The sequence below is a fragment of the Streptomyces sp. NPDC051320 genome (assembly GCF_040682175.1).
Classification (GTDB): Bacteria; Actinomycetota; Actinomycetes; order Streptomycetales; family Streptomycetaceae; genus Streptomyces.
In genome coordinates this window covers 740023-760343 of record NZ_JBFBAL010000001.1, presented here as the reverse complement: position 1 = coordinate 760343, position 20321 = coordinate 740023, and the positions used below count along the sequence as shown (strand labels likewise).

Sequence of the window (20321 nt, the reverse complement as noted above, 5' to 3'; positions counted from 1 at the left end):
CAGGTCCTTCAGCAGGGCCGGTCGTTCAGTACCCCGGTCGGTCGGGAGGCTCTCCGTCCGATCGGTAGGCTGGCGCGATGGCGGACCGGGTAGTCGTGGGTGGAGCCCTGTACGACGGGGGCAGGCTGCTGGCCGCGCGCCGCAGCGCCCCGCCCGAACTGGCGGGTCGATGGGAGTTGCCGGGTGGCAAGGTCGAGCCGGGGGAGAGCACCGAGCAGGCGCTGGTGCGTGAGCTGCGCGAAGAGCTGGGCGTCGAGAGCGAGGCTCTGGAGCGCATTCCCGGCGAGTGGCCGCTGAAGGAGGGCTACGTCCTGCAGGTGTGGACGGCCAGGCTGGTGGCCGGCGAGGCGCGGCCGCTCCAGGACCACGACGCGCTCCGCTGGCTGGGCCCGCAGGAGATCGACGCGGTCGACTGGCTGGACCAGGACCGGCCCGCGGTGGCTGAGGCCGCGCGGCGGCTGGCGGCGGGGCGGGGCGGCGGCGAAGAGCCGGGTAGCAGCTGAAAGCTGCCGAAAATACGGTGCGTTCAGCGCGAAAGGCTCCCTGGTCGGCGAAGATCGATATTTTGCGGTGAATATGGGGTATGAGCTGATTAATCCCGCAAAACGGACGCACCTCCGTCGTTGGCCTTGGGAAGTGATCGGTGTGCTCGACCCCGAAGGTGGCTGCGTCGAGTGGACCTTCCCCGCCGAACCGGGCGCCGTACGCATCGCCCGCCGGTCGGTCCGGGACGCGCTGCTCGGCTGGCGGCTCGACGGGGACCTGGGGGACGTCGCCGCGCTGCTGGTGAGTGAACTGGTGACCAATTCCCTGTGCCATGGCTCCGGGCCGATCGGGGTCCGGGTGGCGCGGCTGGATCCGGCCATTCTTCGGTTCGAAGTCTCCGATACCCATCCGGAACCGCCCCGGGAACGTGCGGCGGGACCCGAGGACGAGGGCGGCCGGGGACTCCAACTGGTCGCGTGTTCCGCGCAGCGATGGGGCACCCGGCGCGGCAGATCGGGCAAGACGGTGTGGTTCGAGCTGGCTCAGCCTGGTTAGGAGTGTGTTGGGACATCGATCGCAGCAGCCTTGTCCGAAATCGACTGAGACCGTGCTGTGATCGTGAACGCCGTGCCGGTTGGGGCCGTAGTGCTGAATACTGCGGTAGCCACCTGGGCCGGTCCGGTGCGTGGTGAGCTGGAGGGGACGGTCGCGTGAGCGATATATCTGGTGCGACGGGCGATGTCGTATGGCAGAGCAGTCCGCCCGGCTCGATCTATGACTACATCAGGGTGGCCTCGTTCTCCATCGGCCCCGACGGGCTGGTGGAGCAGTGGAGCCGGCGGGCCGAGGAGCTCTTCGGCGTGCCGGCCCGCGAGGCCGTCGGCATGGACCCGGTCGAGGCGTTTCTGCCGCCGGAGCTGCGCGGGAGAAGCCACGGCAGAGTTGCCGAAATACTCGACGGCAAGGAGTGGACGGGCACCGTTCCGTTCCGGCTGCCCGATCAGGACGGGGCCCACGGGCTCGCTGAGCTGTATGTGATGCCCAGTGAGACGGCGAGCGGTGAGCGCGCGGCGGTGTGCATCGTGGTCGACGTCAAGGTGCTGCGTCACATCGAGGCCGACCTCGCATCTTCACAGGCGATATTCGGCCAATCCCCTTTCGGTTTCCTCTTGTTCGGCACGGACCTCACGGTGCAGCGGGTCAACAGCCGCTTCGCCGCGATCTTCGGGGACGGTGTCAAGGCGCACCGCGGCCGTACGGTCCACGACTATCTCGCCCGCTCCGAGGCCGACCGGATGACCGCAGCGCTCAAGCGGGTCCTGGAGACCGGCGAACCCGTCACCGACCTCCAACTCGCCGGATCGCCGCCGGGCGCCTCGGAACGCCGGCAGTGGTCGCTCAACCTCTACCGGGTCAACAGCGGATCGGGGCGGCCCATCGGTGTCGCGGGTCTGGGCACCGATGTCACCCGCCGTCACGTGCAGGCCCGCGAGGCGGCCAGCGCCCGCCGTAACCTGGCCCTGCTGAATGAGGCAGGCGCCAGGATCGGGAACTCTCTCGATCTGGAGACCACCGCACGAGAACTCCTCGATGTGGCGGTGCCCGGCTTCTGCGACCTGGCGTCGGTGGACCTGTACCAGGGACTGCTCGAGGGTGACGAGTCCACGAAGGGCAGCGCCGACGGCAGTGCCGAGCTGCGCCGGGTGGCTTTCGCCAGCGCCGTCTCGGACATCCCGCTGCCGCGCACCGAGGACGCGCCGACGCTCGGCGCGGTCCACCGGTATGCCTTTCACTCGCCCTGCGCGGGAGCCCTGCGCACCGGAAAGGTCCAGTCGGTTCCGGGCGCCGACGGCAGCCCGGTCCGCTCCACGCTCGCCGTGCCGATGGTCGCCCACGACACGGTGGTCGGGTTGGCCCAGTTCTCCCGCACCAAGGGCAGCGAGCCCTTCGGGGAGCGGGACCGGGCCCTCGCCGTGGAACTCGCCGCCCGCGCCGCCGTCTGTATCGACAACGCGCGGCTCTACCGGCGCGAGCACGAACGTGCCCTGATCCTGCAGCGTTCGCTGCTGCCGCCCGGCGACCCCGAGGCGGCCGGACTCGACATCGCCTGCCGCTACCTGCCGGGCAATACCGCGACCGAGGTCGGCGGCGACTGGTTCGACGTCATCGAACTGCCCGGCCACCGGACCGCGCTGGTCGTCGGCGACGTCATGGGCCACGGACTGCGCGCCGCCGTCGCCATGGGTGAACTGCGCACTGCGGTGAGGACGTTGGCACTGCTGGACCTGGAGCCGGCCGAGGTGCTCGAAGCACTCGACGAGATCGCCCGCGGTCTCGGCACGCCGAGCGGCACCCAGCAGGCATCCCGGGCGGCCCACAAGTCCCGCGAGGCGGATCTCTCCGAGGTCTATCTGGCGACCGCCGTCTACGCGGTATACGACCCGGTCACCCGGCGCTGTACCTTCGCCAACGCCGGCCATCTGCCGCCCGTCCTGGTCGAACCCGGCCAAGAGGCCCTGCTGCTGGACGTTCCGCCCGGGATGCCGCTCGGCGTCGGCGGCGAGCCCTTCGAGGAGGTCGAGGTCGAGATCCCCGAGGGCGCGCTGCTGGCTCTCTACACCGACGGACTCGTCGAATCCCGTGACCAGCCGCTCGACGAGGGCCTGCGCGCCTTCCGCGGTGCGCTCACCCACTCCGAGCGTCCGCTCGAAGACGTCTGCGACCACGTCCTCACCACCCTGGACACCGGCCACGGCGAGGACGACATCGCCCTCCTGATGGCCCGGATCCAAGGTCTGCCGGCCGGCTCGGTCGGCGACTGGCGCCTCCCCCGCGAGCCACGCTCGGTGGGCCGGGCCCGCGAACTGGCCCGCGCCCAGCTGGTGTCGTGGGACCTGGATGATCTGGTCGACACCACCGAACTCCTGGTCAGCGAACTGGTCACCAATGCCCTGCGGTACGGCGAGGGCGAGATCAGGCTGCGGCTGCTGCTCGACCGCACCCTCGTCTGCGAGGTCTGGGACGCCGGACTGGTCCAACCGCGCAGGCGCCGGGCCCGTGACACCGACGAGGGTGGCCGCGGGCTGCAACTGGTCGGCATGCTCAGCGCGGCCTGGGGTTCCCGCCGCACCCCGCGCGGCAAGACCGTCTGGTTCGAGCTCGCCCTCCCGGACGGGGCGCCGGCCGCGGAGCTGAGCGTGGAGCAGCTGCTGAGCATGTTCTAGCGCCGCTCCCGGCGGAGCTCACCCGGTCGCCGGCAGCGCGACGGCCGCCGAGCGCGTCGGGACGGCGTCCAGCGCGGCAAGCGTCGCGTCGTCGAGGGCGATCGTGCCCGCGGCGATGTTCGCCTCCAGGTGGTCGGGGTCAGCGGTACCGGGGATGAGGAGCACGTTCGGGGCGTGCCGAAGCAGCCAGGCGAGGCCGATCTGCGGCGGGGTGCTGCCGAGCGCCTGACCCGCCGCGCGGACCGCCGGCTCGTCGGTCACCTTCGGCATGCCGGCGAACGCGCTGCCGAGCGGGAAGTACGGTACCCAGGCGATTCCCTCGGCGACGCAGAGCGCGAGCATGTCCTCGTCGTCACGCGTCACGAGGCTGTACGCGTTCTGCACGCAGGCGATGCCCGCCGGGATCGCCCGGCGCAGCCCATCGACGGTCACGCTGCTGAGCCCGATCGCGCCGATCTTTCCCTCGTCGCGCAGCGCGACCAGCTCGGCGAGCTGATCGTCGATGTCGACCACCTGGTCGCCCTCGGCCCGCAGGCCGGGCCCGGAGTCCGCACGGCGCAGGTTCACGAGCGCGAGCTGGTCGACGCCGAGGCCGGCGAGGTTGTCCTCGACGCTCGCCCGGAGTTCCTGGGGCCGCTGGGCGAGCCGAATCCGGACGGGACCGCCGGTGTCCGGGTCGGCGCCGACCTTAGTGACGACGAGAACGCCGTCCGCGGGGCGGATCGCCTCCCGGATGAGCCCGTTGACGAGACCATCGCCGTAGAACTGGGCCGTGTCGATGTGGTCGACGCCGAGCTCGACCGCGCGGCGCAGCAGGGCGATGGCCGCCGGACGGTCGCCGTGCAGGCGCTCGAGCTGCATCGCCCCGTACCCGATACGCGAAACGGGGCGGCCGGCGAGCAGGGCCGAGCCCCCCGGGCGTGGAGCGCCGGTGGCGGCGGTATCGGCAGAAGGGGTGCTGCTGGATGTCATGGCGATCCCGTTCTCGTGCGACGATGAGGGAAGCGGAGGGCCCTCCGTTCATTCGACTGTAGCACTACCGGAGGTGCCTCCGTTTTGAGTCCGCCCGAACCGACGCCCCCCGGCGTCCCCACCGACCAGCCCACCGGCGCCGAGCCGCCACCGCGTGCCGAGCCCCCGCTGCGGGCCGACGCACGGCGTAATCGCGAGAAGCTCGTCGCTGTCGCCCGCGCCGCCTTCGCGGCCGCCGACGACACCGTCCCGCTCGAAGGCATCGCCCGCGGGGCCGGGGTGGGAATCGGCACGCTCTATCGCCACTTCCCCACCCGCGAAGCACTCGTCGAGGCGGTCTACGCCGCCGAACTCGACGATGTCGCCACCAGCGCCCCTGCCCTCATCGCCGAGCTCCCGCCCGAGACCGCGCTCCGCGCATGGATGGACCGCTACGCCGCGTTCGTCGCGGCGAAACGCGGGATGATCGACACCCTCCGCGCCGGCTGGGCTTCGGGCCGCATCGCGACACCGGCCACCCGGGAGCGCATCACCACCGCTATCGGAACGCTGCTCGACCAGGGCGTACGAGCGGGCGCGCTGCGCGCGGACGTCGAGCCCGATGACGTCACCACCATGCTCGTCGGGGTGCTCCTCGCCACGGCGGCCGACGGCGATCCGGGGCAGACCGGACGGCTGCTCGACCTCGTCGTCGACTCCCTGCGCCCACGGGGCGAAGCGGTGGACCTCCCTGACCGAAGGGAGTAGCGAGGGGGCGGGAGGCAGCACCGCACCTCCCGTTCACAGCTCCGGTTCACGGCTCCCGGCGCAGCGCCTCCGCGGCGAGGTGCTGTTCGGCCTCGGTGCAGAGCGCGACGATCTCGTCGAGCATCCGCCGCTTGGTGGTGTCGCTCTCCGGCGGGGTGTCGTCCAGCTGTCGGCGGAGCCGGACGGCGGTGCTGAGCCGGTTGCCCGCGAAGGTCAGGGCCTCGGTGAAGGGCAGGGCGGCCTCCTGGCCGAACTGAGCGGTGACGACGGCGAGTTCCTCGGTGTTATGGCGGATCGCCTGCTCCGTCCCGGCCAGCAGTCGCCTCGCCTCGGAGTCCAGCCGATGCAGCGGGGCCTGCGATGGCTGCGCCGGTTCCCCGGTACCGGTCCAGCCCTGCTGCAGCCGGCTGCCGGCCGGTGTGGTCCTGGTCTCGGCGCGCCGCTTTCTGCGGGCATAAGCGAAGATCGCCAGGCCGCCGGCCAGCAGTACCACCAGCAGCGGCACCAGCAGTGAGCTGATCCCGGTGTCGGCGCCGCCGTCACCGGATTCGGCGGCCGCGCGGGCGCCCGGAGCCGCCGCCAGCAGCAGGCCCGCCGTAACGAGCGCGACCGACGGAACGGGCGGCACGGCGGTATGCGGCCGGGTGGATACGTCGGACGGCGTCACAGTGGGGAGCGTATGACCGTCCCCGGCCGACCGCGACCGCAGATCCGGCATCACCTACGCTGTGGGGCCGGTACGGCGGAGCTCGTGGGGGCATCGGTGCAGGCGAAACGATTCGGCGCGGTCTTCACACGTTTCGGACGTGTTCGGGTCCGCAGATGGCTGAAGTGGACGGCGCTCGCACTCGCCGTGCTGATCGTGGTCCCGATCCTCACCGCGGGTGTCGCGCTGCGGGTCAATGACGCGGGGGACTACCGGGACGGCACCCGCACCCGTGGCCGGGACGCGATCTGGCTCGGCCACGCCTGGGTCGACGGCCGCAAGAAGGCCGCCGATGTGGACGCCCTGGCGGCGCGGCTCAAGGGGACCGGGCTGCGCGACCTGTACGTCCATGCGGGCCCCCTCGAGCACAACGGCACCCTGCCCGCCGCCCGCTACGCCCGGGCGAAGTGGCTGATCGACGCGGTGCACCGCAAGCTGCCCGGCGTCCGGGTGCAGGCCTGGCTCGGCGACGAGCTCAACACCGAGAGTCCCGACGGCCTCGACCTCGACAGGGCCGCGTCGCGCAGCGCCATGGTGGTCTCGGCGCGGCAGATCATCGGCACCGGGTTCGAGGGGGTGCATTTCGACCTGGAGCCGCTGCACTCCGGCGACCGCCACTACCTCGCGCTGCTGGACCGGCTGCGGAAGCTCACCACGGACCGCGGGGTGCTGCTCTCGGTGGCCGCTCACCAGATCGACCCGCTGCCCGCCTTCCACACGGCCGCCGGGGCCGTCACGGGCCACCCCAAGTGGTGGTCGCAGCAGTTCTTCGGGGAGGTCGCCCGCCGGGTCGACCAGATCGCGGTGATGTCGTACGACACCGGGCTGCCGTTGCAGAGTCTGTACGGCGGTTACGTCGCCGAGCAGACCACCCTGGCCCTCGAGGTCACCCCCAACACGACGGATCTGCTGATGGGGCTGCCCTTCTACCACGAGACCAGACCGGGCCACATCGGGTCCGCCGAGACCGTCGCGGCGGCGGTCCGCGGGGTGCGGCTGGCGCTCGGCCGCGAGGATCCAGACCGGGCACACTTCGGCGTCGCGCTCTACGTCGACTTCGCCGCCACGGAGACCGACTGGACGTCCTACCGCAAGGGCTGGAACTGAGTGGTCCGCTCCGCGTGACTACTTCCCGCGCCGGCCGATCCGGTTCCCCAGCCAGACCAGCGGATCGTACTTCCGGTCGGCCGCCCGCTCCTTGAGCGGGATCAGCGCATTGTCGGTGATCTTGATGTTCTCGGGGCAGACCTCCGTGCAGCACTTGGTGATGTTGCAGTAGCCAAGACCGTGCTCGTCCTGCGCGCTGCGCTTCCGGTCGAGGCCGGTCTCGGCGGCCGCGTCCAGCGGATGCATGTCCAGCTCGGCGATCCGCATCAGGAAGCGCGGCCCGGCGAACGCCGCCTTGTTCTCCTCGTGGTCGCGCACCACATGGCAAGTGTCCTGGCACAGGAAGCACTCGATGCACTTGCGGAACTCCTGGGGACGCTCCACGTCGATCTGCTGCATCCGGTACTCGCCGGGCGGCACGCCCTCCGGCGGTACGAAGGAGGGCACTTCGCGCGCCTTGGTGTAGTTGAAGGACACATCCGTCACCAGGTCCCTGACCACGGGAAAGGCCCGCAGCGGGGTCACCGTGATGGTGTCCGCGCGGTCGAAGACCGACATCCGGGTCATGCACATCAGCCGGGGCCGGCCGTTGATCTCCGCGCTGCAGGAACCGCACTTGCCTGCCTTGCAGTTCCAGCGCACCGCGAGATCGGATGCCTGGGTGGCCTGGATGCGGTGGATGATGTCGAGCACCACCTCGCCGTCGTTCACCTCGACGGCGTAGTCCTGCAGCTCCCCGCCGTCGGTGTCCCCGCGCCAGACCCTGAACTTGGCTTCGTACGAACTCAACTCTGGAGCTCCTCTTCGGCGAGGTACTTGACCAGCTCTTCCTTCTCGAAGAGGTCAAGCAGGTCCTGACGGATCGGCACGGTGTTCTGCCTGACAAGGGTGATCCGACCGCGCGCCGGGTCGTCGGTCGCCGGGTCCGCCGGGGGCTCGGCGAGCCGGCACAGCAGGTTGACGCCGCGCCAGCTGCGCTCCATGGCCGGACAGTCCTCGCGGGTGTGGCCGCCACGGCTCTCGGTCCGCTCCAGCGCGGCGCGGGCGATGCACTCACTGACCAGCAGCATGTTCCGCAGGTCGAGCGCGAGGTGCCAGCCGGGATTGAACTGCCGGTGCCCCTCGACGCCGGCCCGCCCGGCCCGGCCGCGCAGCGCCGCCAGCCGTTCGAGGGCCTCCTCCATCTCGCCCTGGCGGCGGATGATGCCGACCAGATCGTTCATGGTCTGCTGGAGTTCCTGGTGCAGGGTGTACGGATTCTCCGGCAGCTCCCCGTCCGTGGGGTCCGCCGCCTTGAAGGGCCGCAGTGCCTCGGCCGCCGCCGCGGCGAGCTGGGCCGCGTCGATCGACGGACGGGCGCCGGCCGCGGTCTCCCGCGCCGCGTGCTGGGCCGCGTGCAGCCCGGCCCGGCGGCCGAAGACCAGCAGGTCGGAGAGGGAGTTCCCGCCGAGCCGGTTCGAGCCGTGCATGCCGCCCGCGACCTCACCTGCCGCGTAGAGACCGGGCACCGCGAGGGCGGCGGCGGTGTCGGACTCCACCGCGATGCCGCCCATGACGTAATGGCAGGTGGGGCCGACCTCCATGGCCTCGGCGGTGATGTCGACGTCGGCCAGCTCTCTGAACTGGTGGTACATCGAAGGCAGCCGGCGCTTGATCACCTCGGCGGACATCCGGGTCGACACATCGAGGTAGACGCCCCCGTGCGGAGAGCCGCGCCCCGCCTTCACCTCGGAGTTGATGGCGCGGGCCACCTCGTCGCGCGGCAGCAGCTCGGGCGGGCGCCGGTTCTGGTCCGGGGAGTCGTACCAGCGGTCGCCCTCCTCCTCGGACTCGGCGTACTGCTCCTTGAAGACGTCCGGCACGTAGTCGAACATGAAGCGTTTGCCCTCGCTGTTGCGCAGCACCCCGCCGTCCCCGCGCACCGACTCGGTGACCAGCAGTCCCTTCACCGAGGGCGGCCAGATCATGCCGGTCGGGTGGAACTGCACGAACTCCATGTTGAGCAGCGGCGCCCCCGCGAGCAGGGCGAGTGCGTGACCGTCGCCGGTGTACTCCCAGGAGTTCGACGTCACCTTGAAGGACTTGCCGATGCCGCCGGTGGCGAGGACCACGCTGGGCGCCTCGAGGACGAAGAAACGGCCGGACTCGCGTTCGTAACAGAAGGTGCCGGCGACCTTCTCGCCCTCCTTGAGCACCCGGGTGACCGTGCACTCCTGGAAGACCTTCAACCGGGCCTCGTAATCGCCGAACTCCCGTTCGTCCTCCTGCTGGAGCGAGACGATCTTCTGCTGGAGGGTGCGGATCAGTTCCAGACCGGTGCGGTCGCCGACGTGCGCCAGACGCGGGTACTCGTGGCCGCCGAAGTTGCGCTGGGAGATCTTGCCCTCGGGCGTCCGGTCGAAGAGCGCCCCCCAGGTCTCGAGTTCCCAGACCCGGTCGGGCGCCTCCTGGGCGTGCAGCTCCGCCATCCGCCACTGGTTGAGGAACTTGCCGCCGCGCAGGGTGTCGCGGAAGTGCACCTGCCAGTTGTCGCCGGAGTTCACATTGCCCATGGAAGCGGCGATACCGCCCTCGGCCATCACCGTATGGGCCTTGCCGAAGAGCGACTTGCAGATCACGGCGGTGCGGGCGCCCTGTTCGCGGGCCGCGATGGCGGCGCGCAGCCCGGCACCGCCCGCGCCCACCACTACGACGTCCCACTGCTGCGGGTCGAGCTGTGTCATGCAGAGCCCCTGCTCGTCAGAACCATCAGAACCATCAGAAGAACCGCGGATCGTCGAAGACGCCGGACGCGACCAGATAGACGTAGAAGTCGGCGACCCCGACGCTGATCAACGAGGCCCAGGCGAGCTGCATGTGACGGGCGTTCAGTTTGCTGACCCACCCCCACAGCCGATAGCGGACCGGGTGTTTGGAGAAGTGTTTGAGGCGGCCGCCGACGATGTGCCGGCAGGAGTGGCAGGAGATGGTGTACGCCCAGATCAGCGCGATGTTGATCAGGAAGACCAGAGAACCGAGCCCCATATGGCCCCACCGGTAGTGCGTGTCGCGGAAGGAGAGCACGGTGTCGTACGTCAGGATCCCGGCGACGATCACCGCCGCGTAGAAGAAGTACCGGTGGATGTTCTGCAGGATGAGTGGGAAGCGGGTCTCGCCGCTGTACTTCCGGTGCGGCTCGGCGACGGCGCAGGCCGGTGGGGACGCCCAGAAGCCCCGGTAGTAGGCCTTGCGGTAGTAGTAGCAGGTCACCCGGAAACCCAGGGGGAAGATCAGCACCAGCAGCGCGGGGGAGATAGCCCACCAGCTGCCGAAGAGGTCCCAGTTGGGGCCGTGCCGCATGGTCTCGCAGTTGCTCGCGAGACAGGGGGAGTAGAACGGCGACACATAGGGCGCCGAGTAGTAGTCGGTGTTCGCGAAGGCCCGCCAGGTCGAGTAGACGACGAAGGCGAGCAGCCCGGCGGCGGTGACGGCGGGTGCCAGCCACCAGCGGTCGGTGCGCAGGTGCCGGGCGCTGATGGCGGCGCGCGAGGCGTCGCGCACGCCCGTGTCCAGCCGGGGCTGTGGTTCCGTGCCAGTTGCCAACGGGGACTCCAGTCGAAGTCGGAGGCGAGGCGCTCGACGCCGACGCGCCCCCGCGCCGGACGTGCGCGTGCCTCAGGTGCGCCCGGCACCCGACGGTCTCTCGACGTCGGGTGCCGGACGACGTCAGGTCATGCTCGGCGCCAGGTGCGCTGTGGTGTCAGGTGGGCCGGGTCAGGGGGCGTGCCGGTCGCGGGCGCCGATGCCCTCATCGTCCATGTCCTCGGCCGACGACCACAGCTTGCTGTCGTACGGCGTGTCGGGGATGGACACCAGGTCGGGGCCGACCCGGGCGTGGGCCGCGGGCACGGCTTCACGCAGCAGCGCCAGGCTCTCCCGCAGATGGCCGGCGTCGGTACGGACCCGCCGTATCTCCAGGCCACTGCCGAGCTGTTGCTCCAGGACGCCCAGCGAGCGGACCAGAGCGTCCAGAGATCGTTGTACGGCTGTCAAATCATCCTGCAGAGTCATGACTTGCCTCACTTCCGCTGGTGCGGACGGCAAACGATCGTGCGTCGGAGAGTCTCGCGCCTCACATCCCCGCTTGTGAAGGGTGATGCACCGGATTCCCGGCGCACGGGGTTCCGTACGCCCCCCATTGCGCCGCACGGGTGGGGTTCGGGCGGCGCACCGACGTGTCTCCCACGGACCAGGCGAGGCCTCCACTTCAGTGAAGGGGTCATACGTGTGATCAAAATCAAATGCCACCATACCCGAAGATTCTTGTTCATTCCCTAGCGGAGTGGACGGAGTCCGCCCCGGAGGTATCAGCCATGTCCCACGTCGGCGTTTCACACGGGAGAGCAAAGCGGCGCAGCGTCGCGCTCCTCGCCACCGGTGTACTGGCGCTGCCCGTGCTGGCCGGCTGCGGCGGGAGCAACGACCACGGAGGCAACGCCACAGCGACCGCCCCCGACATGGCCACGGCGGCGCGGCAGCTGGTGGCCGACGGCGGCACCCTGCACTGGGCCGTCGACACGATGCCCGTCACGCTGAACACCTTTCAGGCCGATGCCGACGCGTCGACCGCACGGATCGCGGGCGCGGTACTGCCCGCTCTCTTCACCCTCGACTCCTCGGGCCGTCCGCAGCGCAACGCCGACTACCTGGAGTCGGCGGACGTGATCAAGACCGAGCCGAAGCAGGTGGTCCGCTACCGGATCAACCAGAAGGCGGTCTGGAGCAACGGCCGCGAGATCGGCGCCCCCGACTTCGTCGCCCAGTGGCGTGCGCTGAGCGGCAAGGACTCCGGGTACTGGACGGCACGTAACGCCGGATACGACAGGATCGAGAAGATCGAGAAGGGCAAGGACGACCTGGAGGTCGAGGTCACCTTCGACAAGCCCTACGCCGACTGGCGCTCTCTCTTCTCCCCGCTGTATCCGAAGGAGGTCACGGGCACCCCCGCCTCCTTCAACGAAGGGGCCCGGAAGAAGCTCGCCGCCACGGCCGGACCGTTCACCATCAAGTCGACGGACCGGGACGCCGGTGAGGTGACCCTGGTACGCAATCCGCACTGGTGGGGAGACCGGGCCAAGCTCGACTCGCTGGTCCTGGACGCCGTGTCCACCGGCGAGCGCACCACGGCGCTCACCGCGGGCAGGCTCGACGTCGCGGAGGTCGACGTCCCGGTCGCCCGGCGGATCGCGCTGGCCGCCAAGGACGGGAACGGCCTGCAGCCCTTGGCGCACGGCCCCGGCAGTGACGTGAAGCCGGCCGACGCCATCATTTCCTGGGCCGTGGCCCATGGAGCCGACGGCCCCAAGGCGGCGGCAGCCGCGAGCAAGGCCCGCGAACAGACGCAGCAGGCCCGCAAGGACTATGCCGAGCAGCAGAAGGCCCTGAGCGGCTACACGCTCCGCAAGTCCCTGGAGCCCGCCTACACCCAGCTCGCCATGAACGGCAGCTCCGGCCCGCTCGCCGATCAGCGGGTACGCCGGGCGGTCGCCAGGGCGCTGGACCGTCAGGAGATCGCGAACGAGGTACTGAAGCCGCTCGGTCTGCCCGCGAAGCCACCCGGCAGCCATCTCGCGCTGGCCGGTCAGCGGGACTACAAGGACAACAGCGGCGCCGTCGGGGGCCATGACACCGCGAAGGCCTTGGCCCTGCTGGCAGACGCCGGCTGGACGGCCGAGGGCGCCCGGGAGACCACCGAGAAGAGCAAGGCCGGAAGCAAGGCCGACTCGGAGAAGGCCAAGAAGGCCGAGAAGTCGGCAAAGGAAAAGGTCGACAAGGAAAAGGCCGGCGGAGAGAAGGCCGACAAGGCGGCGAAATCCCCGGCGGACGACTCGAAGGCCGGCAGCGCGTCCGGGGACCAGAAGCACCAGGTGGCGGGAGCCTATGCGCCCATGGGCACCCAGGCCCCGGCGGCCGCGGCCGCCGCGCCGGCCGTCGTCGGCAAGAAGGGCAAGCCGCTCAGCCTGCGTTTCGTGCTGCCCACCGGCCCCGGGTCGGAGCAGCTGAACGCCGTCGGCGCCCAGATCACTCAGATGCTGGACGCCGTGGGGATCCGTACCGAGGTCATCAAGGTGGACGGAGCCGCCTACTTCAAGGACCACATCGCGTCCGGCGACTACGACCTGGGGCTCTACTCCTGGCCCGCCACCGCCTACCCGGCCACCGACGCCCGCCCGATCTACGCCAAGCCGGGGGTGGCGTCCGACGGATCGCTGCTGGTCGACCAGAACTACACCCGGGTCGGTACGGACCGCATCGACCAGCTCCTCGACCGTGCGGCCGGCGAGCTGGACCAGGGGACGGCCCGGGACCTGGTCGAACAGGCGGACGCCCGCATCTGGGCCGCCGCAGGATCGATCCCTCTCTACCAGCGTCCGGAGCTGGTGGCCGTGAAGCCGGCCGTCGCCAATGCCGGGGCGTTCGGCTTCGCGACGCCCCGCTATCAGGACATCGGCTTCCTGAAATCCGCCAAGAAGTCCTGACCCGCAAGCCCCGACGAAGAAGCAGCTCGATGGCCTTGCCCGCCGACCCCTCGGCGGGCAAGTTCGTGCCCGGGAAGCCCCGGACGCGCAGGCCCCGTACCATGGGACTAGCCGTGGCGCGTCCGCCCGGCGGGCGTACCAAGGACAGACGCCGCATCCCACGAGCTGAGAGAAGCGCAAGCCACCCATGCCCACGCGCCACGACATCCGTAACGTAGCCATCGTCGCCCACGTCGACCACGGCAAGACCACCCTGGTCGACGCCATGCTCAAGCAGGCCGGCGCCTTCGCCGCGCACGCCGCCGAGCACCTCGACGATCGCATGATGGACTCGAACGACCTGGAGCGTGAGAAGGGCATCACGATCCTGGCCAAGAACACGGCCGTGAAGTACCACCCTAAAGATGGCGGCGACGTCATCACCATCAACATCATCGACACCCCGGGCCACGCCGACTTCGGCGGCGAGGTCGAGCGCGGCCTCTCGATGGTGGATGCGGTCGTTCTCCTCGTCGACGCCTCCGAGGGACCGCTGCCGCAGACCCGCTTCGTGCTGCGCAAGGCGCTGGACGCCAAGCTGCCGGTCATCCTCTGCGTGAACAAGACGGACCGCCCGGACTCCCGGATCGACGAGATCGTCAACGAGACGTACGACCTCTTCCTGGATCTGGACGCCGACGAGGACCAGATCGAGTTCCCGATCGTCTACGCGTGCGCGCGCGACGGTGTCGCCTCGCTGACCAAGCCGGAGGACGGCACCGTCCCGGCCGACAGCGAGAACCTGGAGCCGTTCTTCTCCACGATCCTCTCCGCGGTCCCGGCCCCGGAGTACGACGAGGACGCCCCGCTGCAGGCGCACGTCACCAACCTCGACGCGGACAACTTCCTCGGCCGTATCGCGCTCTGCCGCGTCGAGCAGGGCGAGCTGAAGAAGGGCCAGACCGTCACGTGGATCAAGCGTGATGGCACGATGTCCAACGTCCGGATCACCGAGCTGCTGATGACCGAGGCGCTCACCCGCAAGCCTGCCGAGAAGGCGGGCCCCGGAGACATCTGCGCCATCGCCGGTATCCCGGACATCATGATCGGCGAGACGCTGGCCGACACCGAGAACCCGATCGCGCTGCCGCTGATCACGGTCGACGAGCCCGCCATCTCGATGACCATCGGTACCAACACATCGCCGCTGGTCGGCAAGGGCGGCAAGGGCCACAAGGTCACCGCCCGGCAGGTCAAGGACCGCCTGGACCGCGAGCTGATCGGTAACGTCTCGCTCCGCGTCCTGGACACCGAGCGCCCCGACACCTGGGAGGTCCAGGGCCGGGGCGAACTCGCGCTGGCCATCCTCATCGAGACCATGCGCCGTGAGGGCTTCGAGCTCACCGTCGGCAAGCCGCAGGTGGTCACCAAGCAGATCGAGGGCAAGACGTACGAGCCGATCGAGCGCATGACCATCGACTCCCCCGAGGAGCACCTCGGCGCCATCACCCAGCTGATGGCGACCCGCAAGGGCCGCATGGAGACGATGACGAACCACGGTTCGGGCTGGGTCCGGATGGAGTGGATCGTCCCGTCCCGCGGTCTCATCGGCTTCCGTACGGAGTTCCTGACCCAGACCCGGGGCACCGGCATCGCGCACTCCCTGTTCGAGGGCCACGAGCCGTGGTTCGGTGAGCTGCGCACCCGTCACAACGGCTCGCTGGTCGCGGACCGCGCGGGCGTGGTGACGCCGTTCGCGATGGTCAACCTCCAGGAGCGCGGTGTCATCTTCACCGAGGCCACCACCGAGGTATACGAAGGCATGATCATCGGCGAGAACTCGCGCGCCGACGACATGGACGTGAACATCACCAAGGAGAAGAAGCTCACCAACATGCGTGCGGCCTCCGCCGACACCACCGAGAACGTGGTGCCGGCCAGGAAGCTGTCGCTGGAGCAGTCGCTGGAGTTCTGCCGCGACGACGAGTGCATCGAGGTCACCCCGGAGACCGTGCGCATCCGCAAGGTCGTCCTGGACCAGAAGGAGCGCGGCCGCAGCGCCTCGCGCGCCAAGCGCTGACAACTGGCGCCCCGTCAGCATCATGCCCGGCCCCCTACCGCAACGGTGGGGGGCCGGGCGTGTTCGTCAACTTCTTTTGTCGTTCCTACCGTCCGGATAGCGACCGCCGATCACCGGTGATTGTGTGAACGGTCCGTTTCGCGGGTGTCTGTCTACGCTTATTTTGTCCAGATTTCGGCGGAGAGAGGGCGACTGATGTTGTCAAACCGAGACTCTTTAAGTGTGGTTTGGAGCCGTGTCGTACCCAATAGTTGACTCCACCGAGCTCGGGTCAATGGGTCATGCGCAGTGGGGGGCGCCGACTTACGAGCACACTCGGGGCATCTGATGAGCTTGCTGGCATGGGGGTCAGCGCGCGTAGAAGATGCCCTTCTCGCAGTGATTAAGTGGACTCATGAGGAGGGCCCCATGCGTGGTGCCAAAAGCGCCAAATGGGTAGGGCGCACGGTCATCGTCCCGGCGGGGGACGAGCGATCGTGACAAGTCCAGTACAGGCAGAGGAAACCCGGCCATCAGCCTCCGACGGGGAGGCGACGCCGAAGGAGGGCGCGCCGGGGCCGGAGCAGGCTGCCGGGCTTTCGCCCGGTCAGCTGATGTGGCGTCGCTTCAAGCGGGACCGCACCGGCGTGGTGGCCGCGATTATCGTCATCTTCTTCTTTCTGGTCGCGATCCTCGCACCGGTGATCAAGATGGCGTACGGCAAGGACCCGTACACCCTCTACGGGCAGGACGATCTCAACCTGCTCGACGAGTTCAACATGCCGACCGGCACTTTGGGCGGTATGTCGGGAAGTCACTGGTTCGGCATTGAGCCCAACCTCGGTCGCGATGTGTTCATGCAGCTCGTTTACGGCATGCGCACCTCGATCTACACGGCACTGGTCGCGACCATTCTGATGGTCATCGTGGGTGTGCTGATCGGCCTCGTCGGCGGCTTCCTCGGTGGCAAGATCGACTACTGGCTCGGCCGGCTGACGGACTTTCTGCTGGCCTTCCCCAGCCAGCTGTTCTTCATCGCCTCGATGCCGGTGGTAACCGCCGCGTTCGTCCGTCCGGACGAAGAGACGCCCACCTGGCTCCGTGCCGCGGCCATCGTCCTCGTGCTGTCGTTCCTGGGGTGGATGGGTCTGTCCCGTCTGATCCGGGCGGCCACGCTGACCCTGCGCGAGCGGGAGTTCGTCGAGGCGGCAAGGATCGCGGGCGCTTCCCCCTGGCGCATCATCCGCAAGGAGCTGCTGCCGAACCTGATGACACCGATCCTGGTGCAGGCGACGCTGCTGCTTCCTTCCACGATCCTGTCGGTCGCCTTTCTCTCCTACGTCGGCGTCGGCTTCGTCGAACCGACGCCGGACTGGGGGCGGATGTTCTCCATCGGCAGCGGCATCTTCGAGCAGGACCCGGCTTACATGTTCTTCCCGGGTCTCGCGATGGTCGTCTTCGTCGTGGCGTTCAACCTTCTCGGCGACTCCGTCGCGGATGCGTTCGACCCGAAGTCCGGACGCTGATCGTCCCGCAGAGGGGAAGCTGCCACACAGGCGCCGGCCCAGACCGGAACAGCCAGGCAGCACAGTTGGATCACTACTGACAGTTAGGTACTCATCATCATGAGGATCTTTGGCACGCGCAGGACCCGTGCTGCCGTCATCGCACTGGCGGCCGGCTCACTGGTGCTGACCGCCTGCGGCGGTAACAGCGACAGCGGCACGAAGGACAAGAGCAAGAGCCAGAGCGACGCCGCCAAGCAGTCGCAGGCCGTGACCTACGGCGACGCCGCGGCCTCCACCGGCCCCGCGGCCCCGGTCCCCGGCGCCAAAACAGGCGGCACGATGTCGGTCTATCAGGAGACCGACTTCTCCCACCTCGACCCGGGCCAGAGCTACGTCAGCGACACCAAGATCCTCGACCGGCTGCTGCAGCGCGGACTGACGCAGTTCAGCGAGGACGCCAACGGCAAGCTCACCGTTGTCGGTGACCTGGCCACCGACGCCGGCAAGCAGACGGACGGCGGCAAGACCTGGACCTACACGCTCAAGAGCGGCATCAAGGACCAGAACGGCAACGAGATCACCTCGGCCGACATCCGCCACTCCATCGAGCGGCTGTACGCGCCGTTCATCACGGACGGACCGACGTACGTCCAGCAGTGGCTGTCGGGTGCGGGGTCCGCCTACCGCAAGGCGCTGCCGGACGGACCGTACAAGGGCAAGCACCTGCCCGACTCGGTCCTCGCCACGCCGGACGACAAGACGATCGTCTTCCACTTCAAGGACGCCGAGCCCGACCTCCCGCAGGCGCTCACGATGACCGGCTACTCGGTGGTCCCCGAGAAGGGGGACACCAAGCAGAAGTACGACACGGCCCCGGTCTCGACCGGCCCGTACAAGATCGCCGACTTCAAGCCCGGCAAGTCGATGACGCTCGTCAAGAACACCAACTGGGACCCGAAGACGGACTCGGTGCGCCACCAGTACGTCGACGGTTTCAACATCGGCTTCAACCACGACGACGACGACCAGACCAAGACGCTTCTGGCTGACCGCGGTGACGCCAAGAACGCCATGATGTTCACCGGTCAGGTCGGCACCAACGAGGTGAAGTCCGTCGTCACGAACTCGGCCGCGATGAAGCGCACGGTCCAGGGCTACGCGCCCTACGTCTGGCAGCTGAACTTCAACATGGACCGGATCAAGGACAAGCGGATCCGCGACGCCATCACCTACGCCATGCCGAGCGCCCAGATGTACAAGCTCGACGGCGGTGCGTACGGCGGCGAGGTCGCGACCGGTCTGATGGCTCCGACCGTCCCCGGCTACGAGAAGGGTTACGACCCCTTCGGCAAGCTCAAGAAGCCGAACGGCGACGTCGCCAAGGCCAAGAAGCTGATCAAGGAGGCAGGCGCCGTCGGCAAGAAGGTCGTCTACGCCTTCGGCAACACCCCGGTCCGTCAGCAGCAGGCAGTGGTCATGACCAACCGCCTCAAGGAGATCGGTCTCGACCCGGTCAAGAAGCCGGTCGACAGCGCCACCTGGTATGAGCAGATGGGCAAGGTCAAGAACGGCATGGACCTGTACATGACCGGGTGGGGTCAGGACTGGCCGTCCGCCTCCACGGTCATCCCGCCGTCGTACGACGGCACGACGATCCAGGACGGAGCTTCGGACTACTCGCACGTCAACGACCCGAAGATCAACGCGGCCATCGCCAAGGCGCTGAAGATCACGGACCCGGCCGAGGCACAGAAGGCCTGGACCGCGATCCACCACGACCTCGTCGAGCGGGTCAACCCGGCCGCCCCGGTGTACTTCACCAAGGTGTTCCAGATCTTCGGCTCCAACGTCGGCGGTCTGCGCTACTCCTCGGACAGCAGCTACGTCGACGTGACGCGCGTCTTCCTGAAGAAGTAGGCACCGCCCAGGCCGGCCCCCGATGGTGCGCACCCGGCGGAGTGCGCACCATCGGGGCGTCGGGCCTCGCTCACGATCCCCTCATAGCCGCCGTCCTGAGAGCAGCTACCTGCCATGTTTCAATTCCTCATTCGCCGGTCCGTCGGCGCGGTGCTCATCCTCTTCCTGATCAGCGCCTTCACATACTTCATGTTCTTCGCCGTCCCACAGGACCCTGCTCTGCTCGCCTGTGGCAAGAACTGCACTCCGGACGCCCTGGCGGTCATCCACAAGAACCTGGGCCTCGACCAACCGGTGGCGGTGCAGTTCTGGCACTACGTCGTCGGCATCTTCGCCGGGCGCGACTTCCCGGTCGGCCACTGCTCGGCGCCGTGCTTCGGTATCTCCTTCAACAACCAGCAGCCGGTGTGGGGAACGATCATGGATCGCTTCCCGCTCACTCTGTCCCTCTCGGTCGGCGGACTCATCGTCTTCCTGGTCGTGGGCCTGGGCGCCGGAATGATCGCCGCCTGGAAGAAGGGCACCACCATCGACAAGGTGTTCAGCTCCGCGTCGCTGGTGCTGAACTCCCTGCAGATCTACTTCCTCGGCCCGGTCGTACTCCTCATCTTCGTCTTCAGCACCGGCTGGCTCGACAAGCCGAAGTACGTGCCGATCAGTGAGGATCCGGCCGGCTGGTTCATGGGTCTGCTCATCCCGTGGTTCGTCATCTCGATCGTCTTCACGGCGCAGTACACCCGTATGTCGCGCGCGACGATGATCGAGCAGTTGCAGGAGGAACACGTCAGAGCGGCCCGCGCCAAGGGCATGAGCAGCAGCTACGTCTTCTTCCGCTACGCGTGGCGCGGTTCCCTCATCCCGATCGTCACCATCTTCGGGATGGACCTGGGTGCTCTGTTCGGTGGCGCGATCGTCACGGAATTCACCTTCGGTCTCCCGGGAATCGGGCGGCTGGCGGTCGACTCGGTCCGTGACAAGGACCTGCCGCTGACCATGGGCGTGATGATCTTCAGCGCCGCATTCATCCTTCTGTTCAACGTCATTGTGGACGCCGTGTACGCGTTCATCGACCCGCGCGTGCGTCTGTCCTAGGAGCCC

The 20321-nt window shown here is 68.7% G+C and carries 16 protein-coding genes; 10 read left to right on the top strand and 6 right to left on the bottom strand.

Annotated features, from left to right (window positions below):
- The first annotated feature begins 77 nt into the window (after positions 1-77).
- The 3 genes from AB0M87_RS03665 to AB0M87_RS03655 all read left to right on the top strand — a co-directional run bounded on the left by AB0M87_RS03665 (position 78) and on the right by AB0M87_RS03655 (position 3710).
- Positions 78-503 carry a (deoxy)nucleoside triphosphate pyrophosphohydrolase gene (locus AB0M87_RS03665; RefSeq protein ID WP_365849760.1) on the top strand — a complete coding sequence of 142 codons (426 nt, stop codon included), beginning with the start codon at positions 78-80 and terminating at the stop codon, positions 501-503.
- 133 nt (positions 504-636) lie between these two features.
- Entirely contained in the window at positions 637-1041 is a 405-nt protein-coding gene (locus AB0M87_RS03660; RefSeq protein ID WP_365849759.1) for an ATP-binding protein, read from the top strand.
- 155 nt (positions 1042-1196) lie between these two features.
- Positions 1197-3710: a SpoIIE family protein phosphatase gene (locus AB0M87_RS03655; protein WP_365849757.1), complete on the top strand. Its 2514-nt coding sequence runs from the start codon at positions 1197-1199 to the stop codon at positions 3708-3710.
- Between the two features lie 18 nt (positions 3711-3728).
- Here AB0M87_RS03655 and AB0M87_RS03650 read toward each other — a convergent pair whose 3' ends face one another.
- Positions 3729-4682, bottom strand: a complete 954-nt coding sequence (locus tag AB0M87_RS03650) for an aldo/keto reductase (protein ID WP_365849755.1) — start codon at positions 4680-4682, stop codon at positions 3729-3731.
- Between the two features lie 168 nt (positions 4683-4850).
- Here AB0M87_RS03650 and AB0M87_RS03645 point away from each other — a divergent pair, with 168 nt between their 5' ends.
- Positions 4851-5429, top strand: a complete 579-nt coding sequence (locus AB0M87_RS03645; RefSeq protein ID WP_365849896.1) for a TetR/AcrR family transcriptional regulator — start codon at positions 4851-4853, stop codon at positions 5427-5429.
- Between the two features lie 46 nt (positions 5430-5475).
- On the opposite strand, the gene AB0M87_RS03640 is transcribed toward AB0M87_RS03645, so the two are convergent.
- Positions 5476-6096 carry a hypothetical protein gene (locus tag AB0M87_RS03640; protein WP_365849754.1) on the bottom strand — a complete coding sequence of 207 codons (621 nt, stop codon included), beginning with the start codon at positions 6094-6096 and terminating at the stop codon, positions 5476-5478.
- A 96-nt stretch (positions 6097-6192) separates the two neighbouring features.
- On the opposite strand from AB0M87_RS03640, the gene AB0M87_RS03635 reads away from it, so the two are divergent.
- Positions 6193-7242, top strand: a complete 1050-nt coding sequence (locus AB0M87_RS03635) for a hypothetical protein (protein ID WP_365849753.1) — start codon at positions 6193-6195, stop codon at positions 7240-7242.
- A gap of 18 nt (positions 7243-7260) precedes the next feature.
- Here the strand turns inward: AB0M87_RS03635 and AB0M87_RS03630 are convergent, their stop codons facing one another.
- The 4 genes from AB0M87_RS03630 to AB0M87_RS03615 all read right to left on the bottom strand — a co-directional run bounded on the left by AB0M87_RS03630 (position 7261) and on the right by AB0M87_RS03615 (position 11292).
- Positions 7261-8031: a succinate dehydrogenase/fumarate reductase iron-sulfur subunit gene (locus AB0M87_RS03630; protein WP_365849751.1), complete on the bottom strand. Its 771-nt coding sequence runs from the start codon at positions 8029-8031 to the stop codon at positions 7261-7263.
- Positions 8028-9965, bottom strand: coding sequence for a fumarate reductase/succinate dehydrogenase flavoprotein subunit (locus AB0M87_RS03625; protein ID WP_365849750.1), 1938 nt, complete (start codon positions 9963-9965; stop codon positions 8028-8030). Before AB0M87_RS03625 ends, AB0M87_RS03630 begins: the two co-directional genes overlap by 4 nt.
- A gap of 34 nt (positions 9966-9999) precedes the next feature.
- Positions 10000-10824, bottom strand: coding sequence for a hypothetical protein (locus AB0M87_RS03620; protein WP_365849748.1), 825 nt, complete (start codon positions 10822-10824; stop codon positions 10000-10002).
- Between the two features lie 171 nt (positions 10825-10995).
- Positions 10996-11292, bottom strand: a complete 297-nt coding sequence (locus tag AB0M87_RS03615; protein ID WP_365849746.1) for a hypothetical protein — start codon at positions 11290-11292, stop codon at positions 10996-10998.
- Between the two features lie 302 nt (positions 11293-11594).
- On the opposite strand from AB0M87_RS03615, the gene AB0M87_RS03610 reads away from it, so the two are divergent.
- The 5 genes from AB0M87_RS03610 to AB0M87_RS03590 all read left to right on the top strand — a co-directional run bounded on the left by AB0M87_RS03610 (position 11595) and on the right by AB0M87_RS03590 (position 20315).
- A complete protein-coding gene (locus AB0M87_RS03610; protein WP_365849744.1) occupies positions 11595-13760 on the top strand; it encodes an ABC transporter family substrate-binding protein in 2166 nt (721 codons plus the stop codon).
- Between the two features lie 187 nt (positions 13761-13947).
- Positions 13948-15819, top strand: a complete 1872-nt coding sequence (typA, locus tag AB0M87_RS03605) for a translational GTPase TypA (RefSeq protein WP_365849742.1) — start codon at positions 13948-13950, stop codon at positions 15817-15819.
- Between the two features lie 476 nt (positions 15820-16295).
- Positions 16296-17324, top strand: a complete 1029-nt coding sequence (locus AB0M87_RS03600; RefSeq protein WP_365849741.1) for an ABC transporter permease — start codon at positions 16296-16298, stop codon at positions 17322-17324.
- 99 nt (positions 17325-17423) lie between these two features.
- Complete coding sequence (locus tag AB0M87_RS03595) at positions 17424-19223, top strand: ABC transporter substrate-binding protein (protein ID WP_365849739.1); 1800 nt, start codon at positions 17424-17426, stop codon at positions 19221-19223.
- Positions 19224-19337: 114 nt separating this feature from the next.
- Positions 19338-20315, top strand: coding sequence for an ABC transporter permease (locus AB0M87_RS03590; protein ID WP_365849738.1), 978 nt, complete (start codon positions 19338-19340; stop codon positions 20313-20315).
- Positions 20316-20321: the final 6 nt, after the last annotated feature.